The organism is Paenibacillus sp. RC21 (assembly GCF_044907935.1).
In the GTDB taxonomy this organism is placed as follows: Bacteria; Bacillota; Bacilli; order Paenibacillales; family Paenibacillaceae; genus Paenibacillus; species Paenibacillus terrae_A.
In genome coordinates this window covers 290,467-315,618 of the sequence record NZ_JBIYCS010000004.1, presented here as the reverse complement: position 1 = coordinate 315,618, position 25,152 = coordinate 290,467, and the positions used below count along the sequence as shown (strand labels likewise).

20 protein-coding genes, 2 pseudogenes and 1 riboswitch are annotated in these 25,152 nt (G+C 48.6%); of the genes and pseudogenes, 11 read left to right on the top strand and 11 right to left on the bottom strand.

The features are described from left to right. Positions 1–11 precede the first annotated feature (11 nt). Positions 12–1,739, top strand: a complete 1,728-nt coding sequence (locus ABIA61_RS14995; protein WP_404580940.1) for an adenine deaminase C-terminal domain-containing protein — start codon at positions 12–14, stop codon at positions 1,737–1,739. A gap of 49 nt (positions 1,740–1,788) precedes the next feature. Here ABIA61_RS14995 and ABIA61_RS14990 read toward each other — a convergent pair. Continuing rightward, positions 1,789–2,130: pseudogene (locus ABIA61_RS14990) on the bottom strand (Rpn family recombination-promoting nuclease/putative transposase); the annotation flags it as partial. A gap of 583 nt (positions 2,131–2,713) precedes the next feature. Here ABIA61_RS14990 and ABIA61_RS14985 point away from each other — a divergent pair. The 4 genes from ABIA61_RS14985 to ABIA61_RS14970 all read left to right on the top strand — a co-directional run bounded on the left by ABIA61_RS14985 (position 2,714) and on the right by ABIA61_RS14970 (position 6,490). After that, positions 2,714–3,943 (top strand): M20 metallopeptidase family protein, encoded by a 1,230-nt coding sequence (locus tag ABIA61_RS14985; RefSeq protein WP_404580939.1) that lies wholly within the window; start codon positions 2,714–2,716, stop codon positions 3,941–3,943. 230 nt (positions 3,944–4,173) lie between these two features. Further along, the gene (locus tag ABIA61_RS14980) at positions 4,174–4,653 is read left to right on the top strand and encodes a Dps family protein (protein ID WP_283653700.1); all 480 of its coding nucleotides are present in this window, start codon (positions 4,174–4,176) and stop codon (positions 4,651–4,653) included. A gap of 150 nt (positions 4,654–4,803) precedes the next feature. Continuing rightward, positions 4,804–5,928, top strand: coding sequence for a nitric oxide synthase oxygenase (locus tag ABIA61_RS14975; RefSeq protein ID WP_404519370.1), 1,125 nt, complete (start codon positions 4,804–4,806; stop codon positions 5,926–5,928). Between the two features lie 103 nt (positions 5,929–6,031). Beyond that, on the top strand, positions 6,032–6,490 hold the full coding sequence (locus ABIA61_RS14970) for a hypothetical protein (protein WP_283653698.1): 459 nt from the start codon (positions 6,032–6,034) through the stop codon (positions 6,488–6,490). Between the two features lie 71 nt (positions 6,491–6,561). Here the strand turns inward: ABIA61_RS14970 and ABIA61_RS14965 are convergent, their stop codons facing one another. The 5 genes from ABIA61_RS14965 to ABIA61_RS14945 form a co-directional block, all read right to left on the bottom strand. Further along, a complete protein-coding gene (locus ABIA61_RS14965; RefSeq protein ID WP_283653697.1) occupies positions 6,562–6,999 on the bottom strand; it encodes an AbrB/MazE/SpoVT family DNA-binding domain-containing protein in 438 nt (145 codons plus the stop codon). A gap of 191 nt (positions 7,000–7,190) precedes the next feature. Further along, complete coding sequence (locus ABIA61_RS14960; RefSeq protein WP_283653696.1) at positions 7,191–7,910, bottom strand: 3-ketoacyl-ACP reductase; 720 nt, start codon at positions 7,908–7,910, stop codon at positions 7,191–7,193. Positions 7,911–8,066: 156 nt separating this feature from the next. After that, a complete protein-coding gene (locus tag ABIA61_RS14955) occupies positions 8,067–8,918 on the bottom strand; it encodes a DUF4097 family beta strand repeat-containing protein (RefSeq protein ID WP_283653695.1) in 852 nt (283 codons plus the stop codon). A gap of 1 nt (position 8,919) precedes the next feature. Further along, positions 8,920–9,477, bottom strand: coding sequence for a DUF1700 domain-containing protein (locus ABIA61_RS14950; protein ID WP_283653694.1), 558 nt, complete (start codon positions 9,475–9,477; stop codon positions 8,920–8,922). After that, a complete protein-coding gene (locus tag ABIA61_RS14945) occupies positions 9,470–9,799 on the bottom strand; it encodes a PadR family transcriptional regulator (protein ID WP_044644363.1) in 330 nt (109 codons plus the stop codon). The genes ABIA61_RS14950 and ABIA61_RS14945 overlap by 8 nt, the downstream gene beginning before the upstream one ends. A 511-nt stretch (positions 9,800–10,310) precedes the next feature. On the opposite strand from ABIA61_RS14945, the gene ABIA61_RS14940 reads away from it, so the two are divergent. Beyond that, positions 10,311–10,850, top strand: coding sequence for a DUF6985 domain-containing protein (locus ABIA61_RS14940; RefSeq protein WP_404580938.1), 540 nt, complete (start codon positions 10,311–10,313; stop codon positions 10,848–10,850). 56 nt (positions 10,851–10,906) lie between these two features. Here ABIA61_RS14940 and metE read toward each other — a convergent pair whose 3' ends face one another. From metE to ABIA61_RS14920, 4 genes are all read right to left on the bottom strand, one after another. Further along, on the bottom strand, positions 10,907–13,225 hold the full coding sequence (gene metE / locus ABIA61_RS14935; RefSeq protein ID WP_404580936.1) for a 5-methyltetrahydropteroyltriglutamate--homocysteine S-methyltransferase: 2,319 nt from the start codon (positions 13,223–13,225) through the stop codon (positions 10,907–10,909). A 160-nt stretch (positions 13,226–13,385) separates the two neighbouring features. Next, a riboswitch (cobalamin riboswitch) is annotated at positions 13,386–13,581 on the bottom strand. Positions 13,582–13,764: 183 nt separating this feature from the next. Further along, a complete protein-coding gene (gene nrdG / locus ABIA61_RS14930) occupies positions 13,765–14,262 on the bottom strand; it encodes an anaerobic ribonucleoside-triphosphate reductase activating protein (protein WP_283653691.1) in 498 nt (165 codons plus the stop codon). After that, positions 14,259–16,208 (bottom strand): anaerobic ribonucleoside triphosphate reductase, encoded by a 1,950-nt coding sequence (locus ABIA61_RS14925; protein ID WP_283653690.1) that lies wholly within the window; start codon positions 16,206–16,208, stop codon positions 14,259–14,261. The genes nrdG and ABIA61_RS14925 overlap by 4 nt, the downstream gene beginning before the upstream one ends. A 295-nt stretch (positions 16,209–16,503) precedes the next feature. Next, positions 16,504–16,974, bottom strand: coding sequence for an AbrB/MazE/SpoVT family DNA-binding domain-containing protein (locus ABIA61_RS14920; RefSeq protein ID WP_014278591.1), 471 nt, complete (start codon positions 16,972–16,974; stop codon positions 16,504–16,506). Between the two features lie 121 nt (positions 16,975–17,095). On the opposite strand from ABIA61_RS14920, the pseudogene ABIA61_RS14915 reads away from it, so the two are divergent. The 3 genes and pseudogenes from ABIA61_RS14915 to ABIA61_RS14905 all read left to right on the top strand — a co-directional run. Next, a pseudogene (locus tag ABIA61_RS14915) lies at positions 17,096–17,226 on the top strand (DUF7916 family protein); the annotation flags it as partial. A 135-nt stretch (positions 17,227–17,361) separates the two neighbouring features. Further along, a complete protein-coding gene (locus ABIA61_RS14910) occupies positions 17,362–20,292 on the top strand; it encodes a glycoside hydrolase family 3 C-terminal domain-containing protein (RefSeq protein ID WP_283653689.1) in 2,931 nt (976 codons plus the stop codon). 66 nt (positions 20,293–20,358) lie between these two features. Next, positions 20,359–20,856: an Rrf2 family transcriptional regulator gene (locus ABIA61_RS14905; protein ID WP_283653688.1), complete on the top strand. Its 498-nt coding sequence runs from the start codon at positions 20,359–20,361 to the stop codon at positions 20,854–20,856. Between the two features lie 116 nt (positions 20,857–20,972). Here the strand turns inward: ABIA61_RS14905 and ABIA61_RS14900 are convergent, their stop codons facing one another. Next, entirely contained in the window at positions 20,973–22,064 is a 1,092-nt protein-coding gene (locus ABIA61_RS14900; protein ID WP_044644369.1) for a GGDEF domain-containing protein, read from the bottom strand. Positions 22,065–22,289: 225 nt separating this feature from the next. Between ABIA61_RS14900 and ABIA61_RS14895 the strand changes: the two genes are divergently transcribed. Both ABIA61_RS14895 and ABIA61_RS14890 read left to right on the top strand, forming a co-directional pair. Then, a complete protein-coding gene (locus ABIA61_RS14895) occupies positions 22,290–23,924 on the top strand; it encodes a spore germination protein (protein ID WP_283653686.1) in 1,635 nt (544 codons plus the stop codon). After that, positions 23,902–25,143, top strand: a complete 1,242-nt coding sequence (locus ABIA61_RS14890) for a Ger(x)C family spore germination protein (protein ID WP_404519375.1) — start codon at positions 23,902–23,904, stop codon at positions 25,141–25,143. The genes ABIA61_RS14895 and ABIA61_RS14890 overlap by 23 nt, the downstream gene beginning before the upstream one ends. Positions 25,144–25,152: the final 9 nt, after the last annotated feature.

Genomic DNA, 25,152 nt, shown 5'->3' with positions numbered 1-25,152 from the left:
GGAGATACATCATGCGTGCAGACAAAATGATTTTACAAGTTAAAGTGTATAACAGCTATTACAAGACGTTCGAGGAAGGCAATGTTGCTATACTTGACGGCAAGTTTATGTATATTGGTCAGCGTGGCCTGGAGTCGTTTGAAGTGAATGAAATTGTAGAAGGGCACGGGAAATATATGATTCCCGGCCTGATCGACATTCATCTCCATATTGAAAGCACAATGGTGACACCGGCGACCTTTTCCTATGGACTCATTCGCAACGGTGTGACGACGATTGTACCGGAACCGCACGAAATGGCGAATGTTTTTGGATTGGAAGGCATTCAGGAAATGATGGCGGCCAGCAAGGATTGCGTGGCTGATATGTTTTACGGTATTCCAAGCTCTGTCCCGGCAACGCCGCTCGAAACCTCAGGGGGCGAGATTGATATTCCTGAGATTGACGCACTGTTGCAAACCGGTGAGATGATCTGTCTGGGAGAAATTATGAACTATGTGGATGTGATTCGTGATCCGGAGGGCAAGACCAACCGTATTTTACGCCATGTTCGTGAGCATTACCCGGAGCTGATCATTGAAGGGCATACGCCGCAGTTGCTTGATCTGGACCTGCATCAGTTGATCTACGCGGGAATTGGCTCGGACCATACCCACCAAAGCATTGAAGGCATGAAGGCGCGTATGGCTGCGGGGATGTTCATCGAGATTCAGGAAAAATCCATGACCCCTGAAGTGATGGAGTATTTGATTCAGGAAGACGTGGCGCAGCATTTTTGCTTTATAACGGATGATGTGATGCCGGATTCCTTCGTAGAGCGTGGGCATCTGAACCATATTGTAAGCAAAGCAATTGGGATGGGTATGAAGCCTGAGGATGCGATCTATGCCGCTACGTTCACGCCTGCGACACGGATGCGTATGCACGACCGGGGCACGATTGCACCGGGGAAAATAGCTGATTTTGTCTTGTTGTCTGACCTGAGCCATTTTGAAGTAGAGCGGGTGTACAAGGATGGGCAAAAGGTATTCGATAAATTTGAAGAGTATCATCAAGATTCGTTAAGCTGCCGTTTTCCACCTCATTTTTACCAAAGTGTAAAGCTGAAGCCTCTCACAGAGCGGGATTTTACCGTAGAGCTGGATGTAGCGGATGGTACACATCATTGCCGTATTATGATGGTGAAGGACGGATCGACCTTTACGAGCGAACGTATTGCACCTGAGCAGGTGGCGAATGGTGAGCTGATGTGGGAACAGAGCGAACACGGGCTTATCGCTACTTTTGAGCGATATGGCAAGAATGGTAACCGTGCCTATGGTTTGATCGGGGGAGACACGATTAAGCGCGGGGCGGTGGCAACCACGTATTCGCACGATAACCATAACTTGCTGGTCGTAGGGCATAACAAGCAGGATATGATATTGGCGGCGAATACGGTTCTTTCCAGTCAAGGCGGCTTTTGCGTAGTTGAAAATGGCAAGGTGCTGTCCCATTTGCCGTTAACCGTAGGCGGGATTTTAACAGAAGGACCGCTAGAAATGGTGGCGGCCCACGTGAAGGAGCTGCGTTCTGCCTTGCTGTCGCTCGGTTACCGCCATTACAATCCAATCATGTCGCTGAGCACTCATTCTTTGCCAGTCAGCCCGGCTTTGAAAATTACTGATCACGGCTTGATTGATGTAAACGCGGGCAAGGTTGTACCTTTGATTGTGGATCCTTTGGAGATAAGAGAATAATTAGTAGAGCCGACCCTTTTGCGGGTCGGCTCTTTTGTCGTGGTCAGTTTTATGATTGAAGCGCTCGAATTTCAGCTTCCGACAAACCGGACGCTTTGGCGATAATATCTATACCTAAGCCTAAACGGAGCATATTTCGTGCAATTTCAGCCCGACTTTCTGCTTTACCCTCTGCTTTACCTTCTGCCTTGCCTTCTTCTTTTGCTCCTTCAATCATGGATGCCTCATCATGTAAATACCGTTGTCTTGCTTCATATTGAAGACGGGCTTCCCGATCCTGACTTAGGAATTCCAAGGTATTCATCGCTTTTTTCAGTACAGGCTCGTTCATGGTCAGCACCTCCCATTGTGATGGATTCGCTCCTTTTAGAAACAAAAGCCAGTTTACCAATCATATAAGATGATCTTAAAAAGTTACCTATAGTGCCACTCCGCAGACAGATGGTGCTTCCCATCGCCACCGCCCCCGGATTTCCGGAACAAAGCTTATAATCAGGGGAGAAATCCGGGGACAAAAGCGACCGCTTCGCTTGTACAGCACAGCACCATTCTATCTGCTCCGTTTTCTATGTGAATTTTCAAGTTCAAAACGTAAAGAAAAAGATCTTTGCGAAAATCAAGAGAATCTTCCATTTATATCAAACCTTTTTTTAATCTATTATACCATGTCATCCAGTGAGCAAGCACATATTGAGCAGCACTTTGGAAAGCCAGATTTTTTAACGTCAATAACCAGGAATGAGAAAATCGTGTAGTTGGGTGATCACATCCAATTTTCCCCGTGTGGTAGGGTTCATGAGTATATAAAGGAGATATATGCTGAACTGGTGCTTTAGCAGACAAAATTAACATCTTCTATACTCGTATTAATGTAACCTATGTATAACGCGTTGACGGCTTGCGGGATAAAGACTACATTTAGGCTGGATATATACTACAAATATTCCGATTGGATATTAGGAGAGTGTTCAATAATGACTCGTGCTTTTGATGGTCTTGTAGTGCCGGACGCGTTGGAAACGGATTTGATTGCATTTCGAAGGGAATTGCATCGTTACCCGGAAGTTTTGTTTGAGGTGGAACGGACGGCTGCGTACATAGCGGAGCTTCTCCAAAGCTGGGGGCTGGAGGTACAGACAGAAGTCGGGAAGCATTTTGGTAAAGGAGTAGTTGGTATATTACGCGGAACACAGGCCGGGGATACGGTGCTACTGCGTGCGGATATAGACGCTTTGCCTGTAACAGAGCAAAACACCGCCAATTATATCTCCACGATACCCGGAGCCATGCACGCGTGCGGTCATGATGCACATACAGCGATGCTGTTGGGAGCCGCCAAGGTGCTCAGTCATAATCGAGATCAGGTTCGAGGTACGATTAAGTTTGTTTTTCAGCCAGCGGAGGAGGGGGCATTGGTGTCTCCCCTGGATGGCAGGCTGATTAGTGGAGGAAAGGATATGATCGAGGCTGGTGTACTGGAGGATGTAAAGACGGTGTTTGCCATGCACGTATGGCCGGATCTTCCTGTAGGAACGATTGGATTTCATCGGCACACGTCTATGGCCGCTTCTTCGCATTTTACAATCCGGTTTGCCGGACTTTCGGGACATCATAGCACGCCCCATCTTTCCTCGGATGCCATAATTATGGCCGCCCAATTCATCACGGATATTAAAATATTTATGTCCACCGCCATCGATCCGCAGGAAGCGGCTGTCCTATCTTTCGGTACACTGCAAGCAGGCAGCGCCAAAAATGTTATCGCAGGTCACAGCGAAATTACGGGAACCTTCCGGGCTTTTCGCACAGAGACGGTTGAACGGATCACCCAAGCGATTGTGGATCGTGCGAACAGTATTGCATCTTTACATGGCGGCTCCGCACATATTGTGCAACGGACAGGAACGGTTCTTCAAAACAATCCTGTGGTCGTACAAGCTGCGGTGCGCGCGGCAGGGAAAGTCTTTGGAGTGGAAAGTACGGAAGTGCTGGCTGCTCCCTTTTTAGCCGGGGAGGATTTTGCGCTCTATACACAGCAGGTTCCCGGCGTATTCGGTTTTATCGGGATAAGCACACCAGGTACACAGCAAGCGTATCCGCTGCACCATCCCCAATTTGATATCGACGAACGAGCCTTGATTCTTGGGGCGCGCATGCATATAGAATTTGCGTTGCAAGTATTGAACGATACGAAAGATAAATGAATTTTCAAAGGATATGACACTTCACGTAATCTTCATGATTAAGGCCTAATAAGCTCTTGCAAATAACTGACCTAATGTTATAATTAAAACAGGATTTAGATTAAGTCTAAATTAATTACTGAGTATTTATTGGAATCACGCATGGGATTTGCAGGTTAATCAAACACTAATGTCACGGGAATTCAGGCTTCACTCAAACTATACTATGGATGATGAGAGGGGAATTACACATGAGTACATTAAATCATACGAACGCTCAACCTACACAAGAGGTTATTCAAGAATTGCATAAGGCTTTGAACCGTCAGGTAGCTACCTGGTCGGTGTTGTACACGAAGCTGCATTATTTCCACTGGTACGTAAAAGGACCTCATTTCTTCACACTGCATGCAAAATTTGAAGAGCTTTATAATGAAGCGACAGCTAACCTGGATATGATTGCTGAACGTTTGCTGGCCATTGGAGGCCGTCCTGCCGCTACCTTGAAGGAGCATTTGCAACTGTCAGCCATTCAGGAGTCAGCAGGTGAGCAGACAGCCGAGGATATGGTAAAATCCGTGGTTACGGATTTCAAAACCATCACTACTGAGCTGGCTAACGGCATGGAAGCAGCGGATGCGGCACATGACAAAGCGACTGAGGATCTTCTTAATGGCTTGAGAGAAGCGGTGGATAAACATATCTGGATGCTCAACGCATATTTGGGATAAGCTTTTGGGAGAGATTGCCATGGATATGAAGATCAGGTGAACAAGACACACATCCCGTTGGTTCCAGACCACCACTGGAGTATAATGACGGATAGGCGCGAAAGACAACTGGCTCATAAGTATTGAGAGCTGCCGGGATGGGGTGTACGTATGGAAGTGAAGCAACAGCTTTTGCGTGAAGCGAAGCAGTTTATATATACATGTTATGAGGAGCTGGGCCGAAGCCGCGATGAAGCGGAGGCCCGGCTTCTTGATATTCGTCACGACATAGATACTTCGGGAACGTATGATCATACCTATGATGAGCTGGAGCATGGGTCACAGATGGCTTGGCGTAACAGCAATCGTTGTATCGGTCGTTTGTTTTGGGATAAGCTTCTGGTAAGGGATGCCCGCGAGGCTTCAAGTACAGCGGAAGTGGTTCATGAGCTGTTAGAGCATATACGCATAGGGACAAATGGCGGTAAAATCAAGCCGACGCTTACCGTGTTTCGCTCGTCCAAGCCGGGGCAACCGGATATTCGCATTTGGAATCATCAATTGATTCGGTATGCCGGCTATGAGAGCGCTGAAGGAGTAATCGGGGACCCGATCTCGGTAGAATTCACAAATGCATGCCGCCGCATGGGCTGGCAAGGAGCCATGACTCCCTTTGATGTATTGCCGCTGATTGTGGAAGCAGGTGGACAGCCTCCTGAGCTGTTTGATATTCCCGAACATTTGGTGCAGGAGGTACCTATTGAACACCCGGAACTTCCGGGGTTGGCTTCGTTGGGTTTGCGTTGGTATGCCGTGCCTATGATTTCAGATATGACGCTGGAGATTGGCGGTATCATCTACACCGCAGCTCCTTTTAACGGCTGGTATATGGGGACAGAGATTGGTGCGCGTAATTTTGCCGATCCCTTCCGTTATAACATACTGCCGCAGGTAGCCGAGCTGATGGGGCTGAATACCTCAAGCGAAACGACGTTATGGCGCGATCGGGCGCTGGTGGAGTTGAACAGTGCTGTGCTGTATTCTTTTAAAAAAGCGGGAGTCAGCATTGTCGATCACCATACGGCAGCTGCACAATTCCAGCTGTTTGAGGAACGGGAAGCCCAGGCGGGGCGTGCGCTCACAGGCGATTGGACATGGCTGATCCCGCCGTTATCTCCGGCGACAACGCATATTTTTCATAGTTCCTACGATAATCGGCTTGTAAAGCCAAATTTCGGAGTTCAAGAGAAGCCGTATATGCAGAAGAAGCCCCAAGGCTGTCCTTTCCATTCTTGATCATGTTCATGGAAAGCTTTAAGTATCGGATTCGGGTTCCTATTCTATATGATTAGAGTAAATTCAGCTTTTTCATGTCATAAGGTCGAGGAGCGAGGCGGAGTTGGAAAGAAATCAGGCAGAGCGCATCGTCGCTAAGCTTTTGCAACGGGCTGATATAGGTGTGACGGTCAAGCTGGAGAAACGCTTTCCCGGCGGGCGGCTGATTGGGGGCAAATATGCCATGAATGCTCACACCATTACAATGTATATGGACACGATTGAAACACAATGTATTCAGATGTTTGGCAGCGTCGAACGAGTCGAGGAGTACTTTACGGTTGTGCTTGCGCATGAGATTGGACACGCCGCTGATTCTGAGCTGCCTGACCTCTCCGATGCTATGGAACAGGAGAGCGAGTTAGGGACCCGGCAACGGTTTGCGCTGCAAATTGAAGAAAATGCATGGAACTATGCGCTCGGATTGGTGCCGAAGATTGAGACAACGTTCATTTCCATCGTTATTGAAGAGTCCTTGTTGGCCTATCGGGTCCCGGTTGTGGAGCAGTCTGACATTGCATAAGGATGATGATCCGAGAGCCGACAGGCTCTTTTTTTTGTGTGGCGAGATCAAAAGCGGGTAATTGGAACGATTCAAAGTAGAAGTTTTTTTAGCTGTGACACACGTCCCTGAGACAATTCGAGCATCTCGGCCAATTCTTTTTGTGAAACATTAGGGTGTTTTTCCATGAGCTGTTTTAGTTTATGCAGGAGCTCAGTCTGATTTCTGTAATTCCTTCTTTTCTTGGGCTGAGCAGGACGTGTTTCGCCTGAATGACTGGAGGGATTATCGCTCTTTAGTTTCTCAATGCAATCGCTGCATATCAGATGATCTCTGAAGTAGCTCAGGTCATCTACAGCACCGCAAAAATAACAAGATACCCCTGTATATTTACGGATCATCAGGCCCTCTGATGTAATAAAAAAATCAAGGGCATCTCCAATATTGATATTCATAGAATTTCGCAGCTCCTTGGGCAGTACGATGCGGCCCAGATGGTCTAATGGTCGTGTCATTCCTGTATTTTTCATTATTCATTTCCCCTCTCATAATTGCGCTTATCGGTGCAAAAATCGTAGGTTATGTATGTTGTAAAGTACAAAGCGCGTATATTGCAGTTTGAATTGTATTAGCTATGAACAAAAAAGAAGCTCCAGCATGACGAACAATGACGTCTGCCGGAGCGTGGTACAGCCCAATGAATCTAAGATGTCGAGTCAAATTATTGTGGGTTGGTTGTCCAAATACCGGCTACTTTTAATTGAACCCGCGAAGGCAGCTTCAATGCCGCCAATGTCAGGTCGGCCATATCTTGTGGCTGAAGCATGCGGTCCTCGTCGCCAATCGGCAAACCTGCATTTGCTGCCAGTTCCGTATTGACTGTGCTTGGAGTCAGCGCGGTGACGCGAATGTTGGATTTGCGAACCTCCTGCATCAGTGACTCCGTGAAGCCCATCAAAGCAAACTTGGAGGCGCAATACGCCGAGCCTGTGGCGAAGCCTCGTTCCCCTGCTGTAGAGGATACATTAATAATGTTGCCGCTCTGCTGAGCAAGCATGCTCGGAAGAACCGCGTGTGTGACATAATAGGTTCCCAGCAAATTCACGCGGATCATGCGTTCCCACTCTTCGGGGTCCATGTCTGCGACTGTGCCGAATGTAGCAATTCCTGCGTTGTTAATCAAAATATCGACAGCGCCCAGCTCATGCTCCAGCGAGGCTACAGCTGCAGCGGCCTGTGCGCGATCAGATATATCCGCGACAGCGCTAACCACCTTCACGCCGTATGTACTCCCCAGTGAATCTTGCAGCTTTTGCAGGTCAGGTAGTGTGCGTGAGATTAATCCCAGGTTGACGCCTTCCTTGGCCAAGGCCTCGGCAATGGCTTTACCAATGCCTTTGGTGGCGCCTGTAATAATGGCTATTTTATTTTTAAGTTCCATCCAGTCTCCTCCTTATGGCTACATACAAGTTGTGCATTTAAGCACATGGTTATATTATACTGATTTAATTTCCCTGAACCAAACTTCCACTCCAGGTCGCTTATTTCGCTTAGTTGCGACCTGGAGTAGAAGACCGCTGACAATGGTCATGATGGCCTATTTGGAAATATGAATATCGCCTGAAGTCGTTTTGACCTTTATAACGTTCACACTGCCGGGAACGGATTCGGGAGTATCTATACTTCCTGAGTCGGAGCGGACATTATAAATACCTTTAAAATCAGGGGCCTGCTTAATCCTCACATCACCGGAGTCTGAATCGACTTTCAGGTTGGCTGTGGTACGTTGTGTGATATTCGTAATACCGGAGGTCAGGGAAACTTGACCATTGCCGCTATAATCGTTAATTTTGGCATCCCCTGAAGTGAGTTGCAATTCCATATTTGCTGTAACCTGACTAGCCGTAAAACTGCCGGATGTTAACTTGGCGACCAAGCGGGTACTTTGGAGGTTTGAAATCTCGGCATTGCCAGAAGTGGCTGTGATGTTTGTGTTTTGAATGGAGGCATCCTGGAGGTTTACGCTTCCTGAATGTACATCTGCCTGTAGCCCTTTTAGGGTTTCACCAGCGGGCATTTCTACCGTGATCGTTTGTTTCAAATCAGGAGAGATAGAGAAGAATGCCAAGGAAAGGGCTGGCTCAGATTGAATGGAAAGCTTACCGTTCTCAATACGGGCATTATGAATCTGGTCGGCTACTTTTGTCTGGACTTCTCCACTCATGCGTATCGTGCCCTGCTCGCCGGAACCGGGAGTAAAGACAATAGAGACATCATCGGAGCTATTCACTTTAAGTTCCTGTAGCTGTCCACGTGTGAACGTCCATTTTTTATCAATAGCTGTTATTTCCTGCATCGCTTGTTGGTTCCATGGAGCACCGTAGGCTACCATCCCGGCCACACCGATGATGATACATAGACCCGCTGCAATAAACCATTTTTTATTCATGTTACTCGTTAGCTCCCCTCAGGGTAGTCTGATTCCATTTCCAGTATCGAACCGTACCTATGACCAGAAGGTTCAAAAGGTAGCGTACTCCAGACAGCAGCAATAGGCCAATCCCGGTCAACATGATGGAAAAAAAGAATTTAGCGGGATAAAAGTTGCCGTTCAGCGCATAATCTGCGATAGCAAGAAGGGGGGCCACTATCAAGCTGACCGCTGCTGCGGCCAACGAAACCCATACTGCCCACAAAGACGCTAAGACAGGAATGGAGATTAACAAATTGAGAAACAACAGCCCTAAGAAAGTAAATAGATTGCGTGCGAAGCTTCCCTGGCGAAGTGGAGGAGGGGATGTATTCCAGGTTGCATTGGGATCATCCAGCGCTTCGCGAGCGATATCCTCCGGGTTGCCCAATTCGCTGGCAATTTCGGCCTCACTTTTTCCATTCACCAACCCATAGTCAAAATGCTGACTTAAATCACCAAGCAGTTCATTACGTTCCTCTGCGGGGAGAGGGGAGAGACGTTGCTCCACCTCTGTAAGAAACTGTTTTCTATTCATCGGGATTTCCTTCCTTCAGTAGGCTTGCGACATGATGGACAAATTCATTCCATTCCCGTGTAAGTATTCTCGTGTAATTGCTGCCTGCATCGGTCAGCCGATAATATTTACGGGGGGGTCCCTCGGTCGATTCCTGTAAATAAGTTGTACAGTATCCCTCTGATACCAGACGGCGAAGCAGCGGATATAAAGCTCCTTCGGCTACTTCGATATGACGGGAGACGGCCTGAGCCAGTTCGTAGCCGTAACGGTCCCTGCGCCCAATTAAAACAAGAACGCACAGTTCCAGCACCCCTTTTTTGAATTGGATGTTCACATTCATGAGCGGTGCTCCCTTCCTGGATGTTATCATTGCTTCATGGGTGTCGTTTGGAGTATGGGGGAGAAATGTGTGCTTGAACATAAGAGATTTCAGGTACTAATCATAAATCAGTAGTCAGGTATAATTTAACATCATGTACTGTTTAATGCAAGGTACTAAAATTTTAAAAATAAATCTGCGGGCTCATTTTAGGAGTTTTCTTTCGCTTTTAGAGTCAATGAGATAGCGAATGCTGCTGAAAAAAGTAGTTCTATTTAGAAAAACGCCGAATCTTGGGGGAATTTGCGGAAAAGGAACTGCTTTAATTTCATTCTTAAGGATGTTAAATTGTAAAATCAGCATGTTGCATCATTCGATTCCCAACGCTCGAAAGTACAATAGATAGACGAACTAAACCGTTCCGATCTATATATTGCTGATTTGAAATCGCTCTTGGGATTGTTGCAAAATGCTCAAATAAAAGGGTCCATAGAGATAAAGATCATTTCTTATGAAAAGGATGGGGTAAAGGATGAATTGGGAACGCTGGTATATGGAGCTGGATCAGGATCAGGATGATGAGACTTGGGAAGTATCAGAGGAAGTCGTGCTTCGGGGCACGGTACAACTCCATTTTTACGGACAGGACTCGGAGGTAGAGATAGAGTTTATTGTGTCCGCCGATTCCGAGGAAGAAGCACAGGCCGTAAGAGAGCCTAAGCAGGAGCAAAAAAAGACATGGGAGCAATATATGGCACATGGGTCAGACATTCATCCTCGTGTGCTGGAAGCGATACACCATTACTATGCAGATGTAGTGGAAAAGTACCGGAGCGCTTATACCTCATGGGGAGAAGACCCGGATGAATATGCGCCTTATGTGGAACGCTCGGAACAACTGCTGAAACGGTTACAGCTGGTGTCTATATTGATTCCAGACTCAGCGGAAGAGGATGAGCTGTATTTGAATTTTAGCTGTTCCTGGGATAGAGAGCATGGCTTGGGTGTACATATGAAGCAGGGAACACCCGAGCATATTCAAGGGGCATACACATTATATGATTTGGAATAGAATCCCCTTCCGGCGTTTAGGAAAAAAGAGGGCCGGGAAGGGGAGGGTTATAGAAATTAGCTGGATACAGCCAACGAATCTCTGGCTGCTTGAGCAGCCAGCACCATTTGCTGTAATGCGGCGACGGATTCATCCTTGGTGCGGGTTTTCAGGCCACAGTCTGGATTGACCCAAAATAAATCAGAAGGCAGTACGCGCAGGGCACGCTGTATCATACTCAGCATTTCTGACACATCGGGAATGCGCGGGCTATGGATATCATATACGCCCAGACCGATGCCTTTGTCATACACCTGATCCTCAAAGCTGACAATCAGTTCTCCGTGGCTACGCGAGGTTTCAATAGAAATGACGTCGGCATCCATATCGGAGATGGATTGGATCATATCCTGAAATTCGGAATAGCACATATGCGTATGGATTTGGGTGGCGGGTTCAACGGTTGCTGTTGTAACAAGAAAGGCTTGAACCGCCCACGCCAGATAGGCTTGCTGCTGTTCTTTTTTCAGTGGAAGCCCTTCACGGATCGCGGGTTCATCGACCTGAATCATGCCAATCCCCGCTTTTTCCAGTGCTTCTACCTCTGCACGCAGGGCCAGTGCTAACTGTAAAGCAACCTGACTGCGAGGAATATCATTACGTTCGAAGGACCAGTTCAAAATCGTTACCGGACCTGTCAGCATTCCTTTGACTGGCTTGGAGGTCAACGATTGGGCGAAGGCCGTTTCTTCCACGGTCATGGGTTGATCGAACGACACGTCTCCGTATATAATCGGCGGTTTAACACACCGGGAGCCGTAGGACTGCACCCACCCGTTTTGTGTAAAGGCAAAGCCTTTCAGCTTTTCGCCAAAAAATTCAACCATGTCTGTCCGCTCAAATTCCCCGTGTACGAGCACATCAATGCCAATGTCCTCCTGGATATCAATCCATTCCTTGATTTGCTGCTGAATGAACGTCCGATACTGCTCGGCAGACCATTCCCCTTTGCGATAGTGCAGACGGGCTTTGCGAACCTCTGCGGTTTGCGGGAAGCTGCCAATCGTCGTCGTAGGCAGTGGAGGCAGATTCAGCTTGTCCTGCTGGATCACACGACGCTCAGCGAAGGGAACGCTGCGTGACTGCGGCTCTTTCGCCAGTAGATCCGCCATATCGGTAGCGGTCTGTACTCGTGCCGCCGAGCTGTTGAAGCGGGCTACCACGTCCGCACTCTGCTCAAGCTTGGCAATTGCCGAGGGTTCGCGTTTGCCAAGCGCAGCGGTCAAAGCTGCGATTTCTTCCAGCTTTTCATCGGCAAAGGCCAGCGCTTGCACCAGCTCTCGGTCCAGCTTGTGCTCTGCTTCCAGACTGACTGGCACATGCAGCAGACTGCATGATGGCTGCACGATGAGCTGTGCAGCGGTGGTTTGCTCTGCCAGTTGTCCAAGCAGCGCAGCTACGGTGTTCAGATCGGAGCGCCATATATTGCGCCCGTCAATAACACCAGCGGCCAGCGTTTTCCCTGCGGGGAAGCCATGTCGTAGCACATGTTCCAGGTTTTCGCCATCATCGTGCACAAAATCAAGACCTATTCCCTGTACCGGGAGCGTGGACAGGCGCTCATAATGATCCAGACTGCCAAAGTAGGTTTGCAGCACGATATTTAAGGATGGAGCAGCTTGGGCCAGAGCCTCATAGGCCTCCTGAATAATGTCCAAATCCTCTGTCGGGAATGAGGTGGTCAAGACAGGCTCATCTACCTGCACCCACTGAACGCCTTCCGCAGCCAGCTCAGACAGGACGCGGGCGTACAGTGGCAGGAAGCTTCGTATGATCGCGGCCAAATCCTTACGGTCATAGCCTTTGGACAGAGCAACGAACGAATAAGGACCGATAATGACGGGTTTACCTTCAATTCCTAGTTCCTGTTTCGCTTCACGATAAGCCTGCAACGGCTTATTCTCGGTGAACACCGGAGTTGCATTTGCCAATTCCGGTACGATGTAGTGGTAATTGGTATTCAGCCATTTGGTCATTTCACTGGCGGTGGCACCCTTTTGTCCACGGGCTATCCCGAAATAGACGGACAGAGGAACAGGCCCATCGGGACGGTAGTTGAACCGTTCCGGCACCAGACCGAACATCACGGATGTATCAAGCATGTGATCGTAATAGGAAAAGTCTCCGACCGGAATTCGATCGATTCCCTTGTCGCGCTGCTTGCTCAGATGCTCCAATCGCAATCGTTTCATCTCGGTATGCAATTCGCTTTCATCCATGCTGCCGTTCCAGAAGCGTTCCAGTGCTTTCTTCCATTCCCGGTTTCCTCCGATACGCGGATATCCCAGGTTACTGCTGATCAAGCCGGACAACTCAGGCAATTCGGTAAATGACATGTACTTTTCCTCCCAGGCTGGTAGCCAGTTTATTTTTGCGTACAAAAAAAGACATTCCTCCCCGGGGTTAAAAATGAGTAGGGGAAAGAATGCCTCCGTTATTTAAAAAATGAAAATTCGGCGACTGCTCTTAACACCTCCCTATCTCCCGTAGGTACTTGCGATGTTGTTGAAATAGGCAGGTCTCCTGACTTACGGATCATGACTTTCAGCGCTCCTTCCCGGTCTGTGGACCAGTGGGTGTATCAACAGCTGAAAATTCCCCGTTTACAGTGGCGGGACCGCGCCGGACTTGCACCAGCTTCCCTTTTAAGCCTGTACTGAATAGAACAGACACCTATCTCCAAGCTATGCGATTATGGTATGACGAATAATTATGCACTCGTATACTTGTTCACCATCATAAGTGAAACTTGCAGGATACGCAATATAAACTCTGTTTAAATCTAAAATGAACTACATGCAAAAAAAGACAAGCCCTCTCCATAAGGAAAGGATTTGTCTTAGGGTGTAGTATCTCATGCGAGTATAACATCGCCTTAGGCTAATGTAACTATAGATCCTGCCTGAATGCTGGCCTTCACATCCACCAGTCGTTGATTGCGGCTGCCCCGGAAGGGAAGGGTCAGATCCTTTTGCTGTTCTACAAAAGGACCGTCCACAATCACATCGCACAGCAGCGCCAGCTCCCGGCGGGCCTGATCCGTAAGCAGCTCCTCATAGTCAAAGCCCGTATAGGCCCACACGGTTCGGTCAGGGCAGGCAGCGCGGAAGTCGCGCACAAACTGCGTGCATTCCGATGCCGAGAAAAAAGGGTCTCCGCCGCAAAGGGTTAACCCGTCCAGCAGTGGATTATCTGCGATGTCACGGATGACTTCCTGCTGTCGCTCCAGTGTGAACGGTTCACCTGCGCGGAAGCTCCATGACGAGGGATTGAAGCAGCCGGGGCAGGCATGGCGGCAACCGCTAATGAATACGACGGTACGCAGGCCATGCCCTTCGTTCAGAGATTCCGGAATGTAGCCGCACAAATTCACCGATGCTTCACCCGGTCACGCACCTCAGCCTGCTTCGCGGCGTTGAAGCGAACGGTATAATCACCTGTCAGATATCCGGTTACCCGGCGCAAGCGCTGAAAATGCGTATGTTCTTCATCAGCACCGCATTCGGGACAGCTTGTCCCGATAATGCCCTCGTAGCCGCATTCCGTGCAGCGGTCTACCGGATGATTGATGGAGAAGTACCCAATGTTCTGATGGAGCGCGTATTGTACAATTTTAAGAAACGCCTCCGGGTTATTCCGCGCATTACCATCCAACTCGATGTACGAAATCGCACCAGCGTTGCACAGATTATGAAATGGGGCTTCGAGGCTGATTTTACGGGCAGCCGGGAGCGTGTAATACACAGGAATGTGGAAAGAGTTCGTGTAGTATTCTCGATCATTTACCTCGGGAATAATTCCAAAATCACGCTGATCCAGCAACGTGAACTTGCCGGATAGACCCTCGGCAGGCGTAGCGAATAGTGTAATGTTAAGATCATGCAATTCACTCATACGGTCGCAGTAGACACGCATAGAAGCTATGATTCGCTGTGCTTCACGGTATACAGCGTCATCCTCTCCGTGGTGCTTGCCATACAGTGCCTTCATGCATTCGGCTAACCCGATAAACCCGACCGACAGCGTACCGTGCTTCAGTACGTTGCCCACTTTTTCATCCGGCTCCAGCTTTTCTCCGCCTTCCCATACCCCTTCGCGCATCATAAAGTCTGAGGCTTTTGCCGGCTGGCTGGTCTGTATATGGTAGCGATGGATCAGTCCGTCCACGGCAATGCGCATAACCTCTTCCAATCTGGTATCAAAGCCATCCCGGTCAGGTATCTTGCGCTTGCCTGTGCAAATACCGTACTCAATGCCAAGACGCACCAGATTAATCGTATTGAATGAGAGATTACCCTTGCCGCTTTGACGGTTTCTGCCGAAACGGTCAGCAAAGGTGCGGGTACGGCAGCCCATCGTCGCAATAATGGTATCCGGATCATCTGCGCGGTAATAGGGCAGGTTGAAGGTAGCATCCACATTGACAAAATTGGGATACATACGTTTGCTGGAGCATTCTACTGCCCGCATGAATAAGTCATAGTTGATATCGCCTTCGGCCTGATTAATTCCTTTTTTGCATTGGAAAATATGCTGTGGGAAAATAGGGGTTTCCCCGCTGCCCAGGCCACGAATAGTGGCCTCCAGCAATGATTGCGTAACAAGCCGCCCTTCAGCAGAAGTACACATACCGTAATTCAGTGATGTGAACGGAATTTGCCCGCCTGCCCGACTGCTCATGGTATTCAGGTTATGAATAAGGGATTCAGCGGCCTGGCGGGTCTCCGTCTCCGTTTCTTCACGTGCGAATGCGTATGAACGAGGGCAGACCTCCTGTAATAGGCTGCTGGCTATATGTAATTCGTCATCAGGCAGGGTGGGTTCTATTTCTTCTCCGAACAGACGGAGTCCCTTTCGCAGATGCTTGCGGAAGGACCGGGCCACGAAAGGAGCAAGGTCCCAGTCTATTTTATTGGCAGAGACACCTCCAAATTGGCTGTTTTGCTGAGACTGAAATATAATAGCCACCAGTGCCATAGCAGACATAATGGTTTGTGGTGTGCGCACAGAGCCATTGCCTGTATTAAAACCATCTTGCAACAAACGACCAAAAGGTATAAAGATACAGTTCGTAGTCCCGAGCACATATTGGTCCAAATCGTGAACATACACATATCCGTGGTCGATAGCGTCTGTCAGTTCAGGCGGAAGCACACGTAGTCGCGCATACCATTTGGCGTACTCGGAGCCGAGCTTACTCATTTTTCCACTGAACGACTCTCCATTCAAATTTGCATTCTCCCGCAGCATGTCCAAGTCTTGTGCCCCAATGACCCGCTCGCCGATGCTGTATAATTGATGTTCCTCCAACACTTTCATTGCAAAAACCTCCATATAGTAAAATATATATTATTCTCCAAAAAACAATATATTGACGATATCGTGTACTAAACAATTGTTTCGGTCTATATATTGTATATATGGATGGATAGAGAGTATGTGATTATTGTCACGTCGACAGGGGGAGAACGCACAAAAAAGTCAGGTGAAAGTTAGGAACACATCAACGAATACGCTCCTTATTCTACACCTGACGATCGAATATTTGACGGAAAACAAATAGGATGGCAATCCATTGGATCTGAGTATGTTTTGTAATAAATTACTGAATAATTTAAAGCAGCTTTTTCAGTTGGGACACCCGGCCTTGTGAGATATCGAGCATTTCGGCATATACCTTTTGCGGCAGGTTGGGATGTTCCTGAATCAGCTTTCGGAGCTTTTTTACCATTTCTCCTTGCTGGACTCTGGATTGTTTAGGCTGCCAGGTTGTATGGTTACGAACCGGCTTGGTATGTTCTTGAGCCTGGATGGCTTCGGTGCTGGTGGGATGTACATTTTCCTCTGTCTTTAATACCTGAATGCAATCGGCGCAAATAAAGCTATCACGAAAATAAGTCAAATGATCAACTGCGCCGCAAAATTTGCAGGATACACCTGTATATTTCCTTAATACAAATCCTTCTTCATTCACGAAAAATTCGAGCGAATCACCAATATTGATATCCATCGTGGTGCGCATTTCCTTGGGAAGCACGATTCGCCCCAATTGATCCAGAGGCCGTGTCATTCCGGTATTTTTCATAAACCCTTCCTCCTTTGATTATATATCCTGATTATACCAAAAAATATTATTTTTTGCTTTGTTTTTTGCTTTATTTATTGAAGAAAATATACAATTTTTTTAATTTACACACTGTTACTAACCAGGTACATTGGCTAAGAGCTTCCTGAATGGTTCTGTAGAAGGCGCGGACGAAGCTACAATTCGTGATTATAAGCTCATGTCCTAACAAACACCGATATCCACGCCATTGGCGACACTGGTCTATTCGGTATTGATTGAGGAAAGACACCAAATGGTGAGCAACAGCAATTGTTGCCGGGGTACTCCTTTTTCGCTATGATATATTAAAACGCTTTCATAACGGCCTTTTATGATATTTTAAATGGAGACAAGGAGATGACGGATATGAGTCATGAAACAACGGATCTAGAATATCTTTTTCAAAATCCGAAGCTTCATCTGGACGAACGTGTACGGGATTTGGTGTCTCGGCTAACCTTGGAGGAAAAGATTGATTCCATGCTGCAATATCAGCCTGCCATTGAACGATTGGGAGTCCCCGCATACAAGCATGGTACGGAAGCAGCACATGGTATAGCCTGGTTAGGAGAGGCGACTTCATTTCCGCAGCCTGTGGGGTTGGCTTGTACGTGGGATACGGAACTGATGCGACAAGTCGGCTCGGTTATTTCGGATGAAGCGCGTGTGTACTACCGCCGTGACCCGGCTCTAAACGGACTGACGTTATGGGCACCAACCGTAGATATGGAGCGTGATCCGCGCTGGGGGCGTAATGAGGAAGCGTATGGAGAAGACCCGTATTTGACGGGAGAACTGGCGAAGGAATTGGTCAAAGGCATACAGGGCGATCATCCGGTATATTTGAAAGCGGTTGCGACATTAAAGCATTTCCTCGGAAACAATAACGAGGTGGACCGGGGAAGTGATTCCTCCAGCATAGACCCGCGAAACCTTCGTGAATACTATCTGAAAGCCTTCGAGAAGCCTTTTACGGAAGGCAAAGCCCAGTCCATGATGACCTCTTATAACCTGATTAATGGAACGCCTGCTACGTTGTACCACGGTGTTAATGATATTGTCAGGGACGAATGGGGAATGGACGGCTTTGTCGTCAGTGATGCTGGTGATGTGATGGGAATCGTAAAGGACCATCAGTATTATGACTCCCACACACCGGGTGTGGCTGAATCTATTCGCGCGGGGATCGACAGCATTACAGATGATGCGGATTTGTCCAAGCAGGCCATTCGTGATGCCTTGGCGCAAGGAACGCTGCAAGAAACGGACCTGGATCAGGCGTTGTTCCATACATTTCGTGTTCGCTTTCGTCTCGGGGAATTTGATCCGGCGACAGACAATCCCTATGCCTTGGTCGGGGAAGAGGTCTTGATGACAGAGCAAGCCCGTGAACTGTCGTTGCGTGCAGCGAGAGAGCAGATCGTACTGTTGAAAAATGAGCGTTCGCTCCTGCCGCTGGACCCTGCGGGGTGCGGCAAGGTGGCGGTGATCGGGGCGCTCGGCAATGAGGTGTACCGCGACTGGTATTCCGGCACGCTTCCATATTTTGTGACACCGCTTGAAGCGATTCGCGCCAAGCTGGAAACCGAAGACGCCCAGGAGCGCGTCATATACCGCGATGCCAAGGATCGCGTGACCTTCGCGGCGGCGGCTGACGGAGCGAAGCTTACAGTTGATTCCTTCGGTGACATGCGGTTGTCCCATGATGCCGAACCAACGGTTTTGACCGTGAACGATTGGGGCTACGGCAGCGTCACGTTGACCGACGAGCGCCTGGGTACCTATGTGACGAGCGATGAGGAAACGCTTCGTGTGACAGCTGAGGAAGCGTATGGCTGGTATGTCAAAGAAGTCTTTGGACTGACTCCTGTTGAAAAAGGGGAGCATCTGTGGACAACATGGAACGGCAAGCCTGTGATCACAGGGACAGAGGGTTCATTGAAGGTAACGGAAGCCGCTAACCAGGACCATACAACATTCCGGGTAGAGACGGTGTCGGATGGTTTAGTGGAAGCAATAGCCACTGCGCAAGCTGCAGATACAGTGATTGTATTCGTCGGCAATCACCCGCTGATTAACGGTAAGGAAGAGAATGACCGTCCGGGCTTGGAGTTGGCAGCTTCCCAGCAGCGGCTCATCGAGGAAGTGTATCGGGTTAACCCTAATACGATCGTGGTTCTGACGGGCAGCTATCCGTTTGCCATCCCTTGGGTACAGGAGCATATTCCAGCGATCGTGTACACGTCTCATGCCGGGCAAGAGCATGGCACGGCAGTAGCGGATGTGCTGTTTGGGGATTACGCGCCAGCGGGTCGTTTGAATATGACATGGTATCAAGCGGAGGATCAATTGGGTAATATCAAAGATTACGATATTATTCGCGGCGGACGTACCTATCAATATTTTGAAGGTGAACCTTTATACGTGTTCGGCCACGGTTTGACGTATTCGCCATTTGAGTACAGCCATCTGCGCACAGATGCCCAAGCGCCCGATTCAAACGACAGGTCCGTCCCCGAAGGTCGTGTGAACTCTTTTGGTGCCCTGGATGCCACGGATACCCTGAATGTATGGGTGGACGTTACGAATCAGGGCATAGCTGCTGGGGAGGAGGTTGTACAGCTATATGTACGGCCCGGAGCTTCGCGAGTAAAGCGAGCATTGAAGACGTTGTGTGGATTTCAACGCATCCGCTTGGAGCCGGGGGAGACGCGAACGATTTCTTTTACAATGCGAGTGAAGGATTGGGCGATTTGGGATGTCACACGGGATCGCTATTGCGTTGAAGCTGGCGAGTACACCTTGCTGGCAGGTGCTTCTTCAGCGGATATCCGGCTGGAGCACCCTGTGAACGTTAGAGGTGAAGTTATTCCGCCCCGTCAAGCCGAACAAAGCATTCGCGCCGAAAACTTTGATGATTGTTCCCGTATCCTGCTGGATGAAAGCAAGGAGCAAAAGGAGGCCTGTGTACGTCCGCGTTCACCTCAACGTCCCGGCTGGATTGCCTTTCATGGCGTAGAATTAGATACGGTGAGCGCGGTTGAACTTCAATGCCGCGTGTCAGGCAATAGTAGCGATGCAGCAATTGAGCTTTGTTTGGATACGCCGGACAGCGAAGTTGCAGCACGTATAAACGTTGGCCATACGGGAGGAGCGCAAGCATGGATGACGCTCTCCGAAGCACTGGGTACAGTCTCAGGTTCACGTGATGTGTACCTGTGGTTGAGTGGCGAAGTGCGGCTAAGTTATTTTACTTTGAGCGCTTGTGCTACAGGAGATTCCAGCCTTCAGGCTTGAACTTACTTCTGACTTCACGTACAATGCATTCAACGAAGTTTCTACAGCTTAGGGGTGTCATTTCATTTGAATAGTGAAAAAAGACTACGCACCGCAACGCCCAGATGGCTTGGGGTGGCGGTAAAGGCTCTTGTCTATTTGGAAAAGCATGGAGAGCTCTGTGCCAGCGGGTCTATTGCCCGCTCTATTGACTGTGAGGTCACCTTGGTGCGCAGGGTGCTGACGCGACTTGTACAGGCAGAATTAATAGAAGCACGTGAAGGCCGTGAGGGAGGCTATGTGCTTACCCGTTCGGCAGACCATATTACACTTGCCGATATATACCACGCCATTGAAATATGTGATCCGATTTTTCCAGGTATGATGCATGAGCCAGAGACGAATCCTTTTTGTGAGGAGCTTGCAACCGCCGTATCGGAAATCGTAGTCGAGAGCGAACGACGTATGCTGGAGGTATGGGAGTCTCATACGCTGGCCTCACTCGCCAAGCGTACAACGCTGGTGGTGGGCGGCAGTAGCCATAGTGAAGGCGAGGATGCCAAGGCTTCTTCCAAAGGGGATTAACACATTTTTTTCAAAACGGATAATAGCCGATACGACTCTTCCGAGAGAGGGTTGTATCGGCTATTTCTGTAGGGTGCTCATATGATGCGAAATCGTAAATGAAAAGAATGCCCGCTTTATACCTGATAGGAGCAGACCCGATTACGCCCTGCATTTTTAGCTTCGTATAGCGCTCTATCCGCCTGTTCCAGCAGAGCCGCCCCTGACATATCCTCCCCGGTATCGGGAAAGGTCGTTACGCCGATAGACACCGTGACTTTGAGTACAAGCCCGTCTGACAAAACGAACTCGTACTGATCTACCCCGCCAAGGATCTGATTCGCTATGCGTAACGCTTGCCGGAAAGCACAATTCGGCAGAAGTACGGTGAATTCCTCCCCGCCGCTGCGGGTTACCACATCAAAGGAGCGACATTTTTCCCTCAAAATCTGACCTAGCTGACGCAGCACTGCATCCCCGGCCGCATGACCGTAGGTATCGTTCACTTCCTTAAAATGATCAATATCCAACACCAGTACAGATAAGTGCTCGTGACGTTGACGAGCTTGAGGAAGCTGCTCTTCCAATGAAAATTCGAGCTGTCTTCTGTTGCTTAAATTGGTGAGATGATCTGTATAGGAGGTATGCTCCAGACGAAGTAATAGCTCATTGGAGGTATTGATGGACTCAGCAATGAGATACAGAAGAAATCCGCCTGCCATAGAAATAACAAAATGGAGCGGATAAACGTCCAGAACATCATTAATATCATTCAAATTAATTGTGAGAGAGCAGAAAATAATGCCCAAAGCGAAAACGTTCATCATCATCATCTTCGTTAAACGTGACCAGGACAGATGTGACAGCAAAGCGCAACCCAGGCCCACGAGCATCATAAAAAAAGCCCCCACAATGGCTTGAGTGGTGATACCAAACAGCATTAATCTGCCTAAGCATATAAATAGGGTAGCCATGAGTGTTGCCGGTCCGCCAATGTAAGCCGCCGTAGCTACGATGGCCAGATGACGAAGATCGGCAATTGTATTAAAGCCCACTGGGAACGAATAGTACATCAAGATAATGCCATAGCATCCAAAAAGAGCGCCTCCGATCCAATGTGCCTTACGCTTTAAGGTATGTAGGCGGATTTTATATCTTTGAGATATGAGCCCGGTTATGTACAAAAAGGTGACAAGGATACAGGTATTTACAAAAAACGTACTGAACAAGATGTTAACCCTCCCGAGAGGCATATTTCTTCATTTTATCAAAAAAACTGACATTAGGCTTGGAAATGAAGAATTTATTGAAATTTATTACGCGGATGTGACTTATAACGTTTCGTCCTTACACTTAGTGCATAACTGGGAATAGATTGAGCATACTCCAAATATACAAGAATTAGGAAAAAGATGTGGGGTCCATTACTGCCACTTTGGAGATGAGGTTTGCTCATGATTCGCTATCCCTATCGCAAATATAATAAAAAGTCGGGGGCGGACAGGAATAATGGAAGCTCTTCGCATTTTCTTAAGATCGAGGCTCAATTGGAAACCAACCTGGAGCAAATCAAGGAATTGACGTCAGGCAGCCCGGACTTCCTGATTCGCCGCTTTAGTCTGGGGCTGAAAGCTGACGTTCCTGCTGCCATTGTATTTCTGGATAGTATGGTCAAGACGGACACAGTGAATGAACTCGTCATGAAATCATTGCTTAGCCGACCATCCGCCGAGGTGGCTGCTGAGGTAGAAAGTGCAGAAGGGCTTTACAGTCGGATACAGGGCCATGCACTTGAACTTGGTGAAGTGAAGGAATGCGATGATTGGAACTCCATGATGGAACAGCTCTTGATGGGAGATACGATCATTTTACTGGAAGGGTGTACAAAGGCCATTGCGTGTGGCACACGTGGAGGAGAGAAGCGTGCGGTCAACGAGCCCACCACACAGTCTGTCGTCAGGGGACCGAAAGAGGGATTTGTGGAATCCCTGTTCACGAATATTTCTCTTGTCCGACGGCGGATTAAAAGCTCCGATCTTACGATGGAGATGTTCAAAGTAGGAAGCACGTCCCTCACGAATGTAGCCATGCTGTATATGAAGAATATTGCAGATCAAAGTGTTGTAGATGAAGTTCGTCAACGGGTAAAAAACATCAATATCGACGCCGTATTCGAATCCGGTATGGTAGAGGAGATGATACAGGACCATAATTTCACACCATTCCCAACGATCTATAACACGGAAAGACCAGATACGATCAGTAGCAATATTATGGAGGGCCGAGTGGCGCTCATCATAGATGGAAATCCGTTTGTACTAGTGATGCCTACCGTATTTGCCCAATTCTTTCAGAGTGCTTCGGATTATGAGGAACGTTACGATATGGCGACTGTCGTCCGACTCATTCGATATATCAGCTTTATCATTCTAATCTTGGGGCCTTCTCTCTACATTGCCCTAACGACGTATCATTACGAAATGATACCGACCCCGCTGCTGATCAGCATACTGGCTCAGCGGGAATCCGTTCCTTTTCCGGCATTTCTGGAGGCGCTTATTTTGGAGGTTACTTTTGAGATCTTGCGTGAAGCGGGTATTCGAATGCCACGTGTGGGTGGACAAACGGTATCCGTTATTGGTGCGCTTGTCTTGGGACAAGCGGCTGTGGAGGCCGGGATCGTCACCCCGCTGCTCACGATTGTGGTAGCCCTGACGGGGATTGCCAGCTTCGCCATTCCAGCCTATAACATGTCGGTGGCCGGGAGACTGTTCCGATTTGTTTTTATGATACTATCAGCGTTTATGGGGCTGTATGGCATTACATTGGGGCTGATTGCGCTGATTGCCCATATGAACAGCCTACGTTCTTTTGGGGTGCCCTACATGGCCCCTTTCAGCCCCTTTGTACTGGAGAGTCAAAAGGATGCTGTATTGCGTCTCCCATTCTGGATGATGCGGACACGTCCTAAAAGCATTACATCTACTAACCAGACACGAATGAAGGATGGAAGCGGAATTTCCTCTTCCGATAAAACGACACCGATGCAGGAGGGGGGAGCCGAGGGTGTATCAGGGGAAGGGGAATGAACGAAGCACGGTAACCTTCAAGGGGAGAATGTGGGCTCTGAGCCTGGTGGGGCTACTATTGATGCCCCTCCTGTCTGGTTGTTGGGATTCAGTAGAGCTAAATCAGAGAGCAGTCGTAGCGGCAATAGGCATTGATGTGGCTGGAGAAACGGATTATGAGGTTTCCCTGCAGGTTATCGTGGCAGATGAAATCGCCGGGGCCAAAGCGAGAGGAGATACCCCTATCGTGTTGTTTCAGGAAAAGGGGAACAGTCTTTTTCAAGCCATCCGCAAAGCTTCACAGAAGGTTCCACGCGAAATTTCTCTGGCCCATGCAAGATTGGTCGTCATTGGGGAAAATCTGGCACGGCGTGGAATCGGAGATACGCTGGATTTTCTGGAAAGGTATACGGAGACCCGGCTCACGATGAAAATGCTGGTAGCGCGCGGTGAGACTGGGAAGGATGTACTGGCAACCATGACCGCGATCGGCCGTATTCCTGCTAATGATATTTCAGGAAAGCTGGAAACATCTCAGCGTTTGTATGCAGGGGATTACGCCGTGAGTCTCGACGATGTCATTCGCGGCATGTCCAATAAGGGCGGCGGTCCTCTTCTTACGGGCGTAAAAGTGGATGGTAGGATGGAGCAGGCCCCCCGTAAGAACAATGTGGACAATATTTTACCGGAAGCGATCGTGCGTATTACCGGGATGGGAGTGTTCCGAAAGGATCGTCTCGTACACTGGTTGGAAGATGACCAGGCGATTGGACTGTCTATCGTGAACAACAAGGTGAAAAGTGCTGAAACCACATTGAGCTGCGGCAAGAAAGGCGAAGTCATCGGGATCGAAACCTTGTTCTCTAAGGCAAATGTACGCAGCCTGATGGAGCAAGGAGAGCCTGTTTTTGTAATTGACTTAAAGCAAGTCGGGGCGATACAGGAAGCTGAGTGTCCGATTGACTTGAAAAGTCCAGAGGTGATGAAAAGCTTGCAGAGGCAATGGGCAGAGGAAACAAAAAAAGTGATTTCATCAACGGTTAGAGAGGTTCAGCGTACCCGTAGCGATGTACTCGGCTTCGGCCTTGAGCTGGAGAGAAGCCATCCTGCGCAATGGAAAAGGCTTTCTTCCCGATGGAGCCGTTATTTTGCAGAAAGCACCGTTCGTGTTCAGGTCACTTCGGTACTGAAGCATACGCAGGCACGGACCAACCCGTATTCAAGGGGTGAGTCCCAATAGTCGAACAGG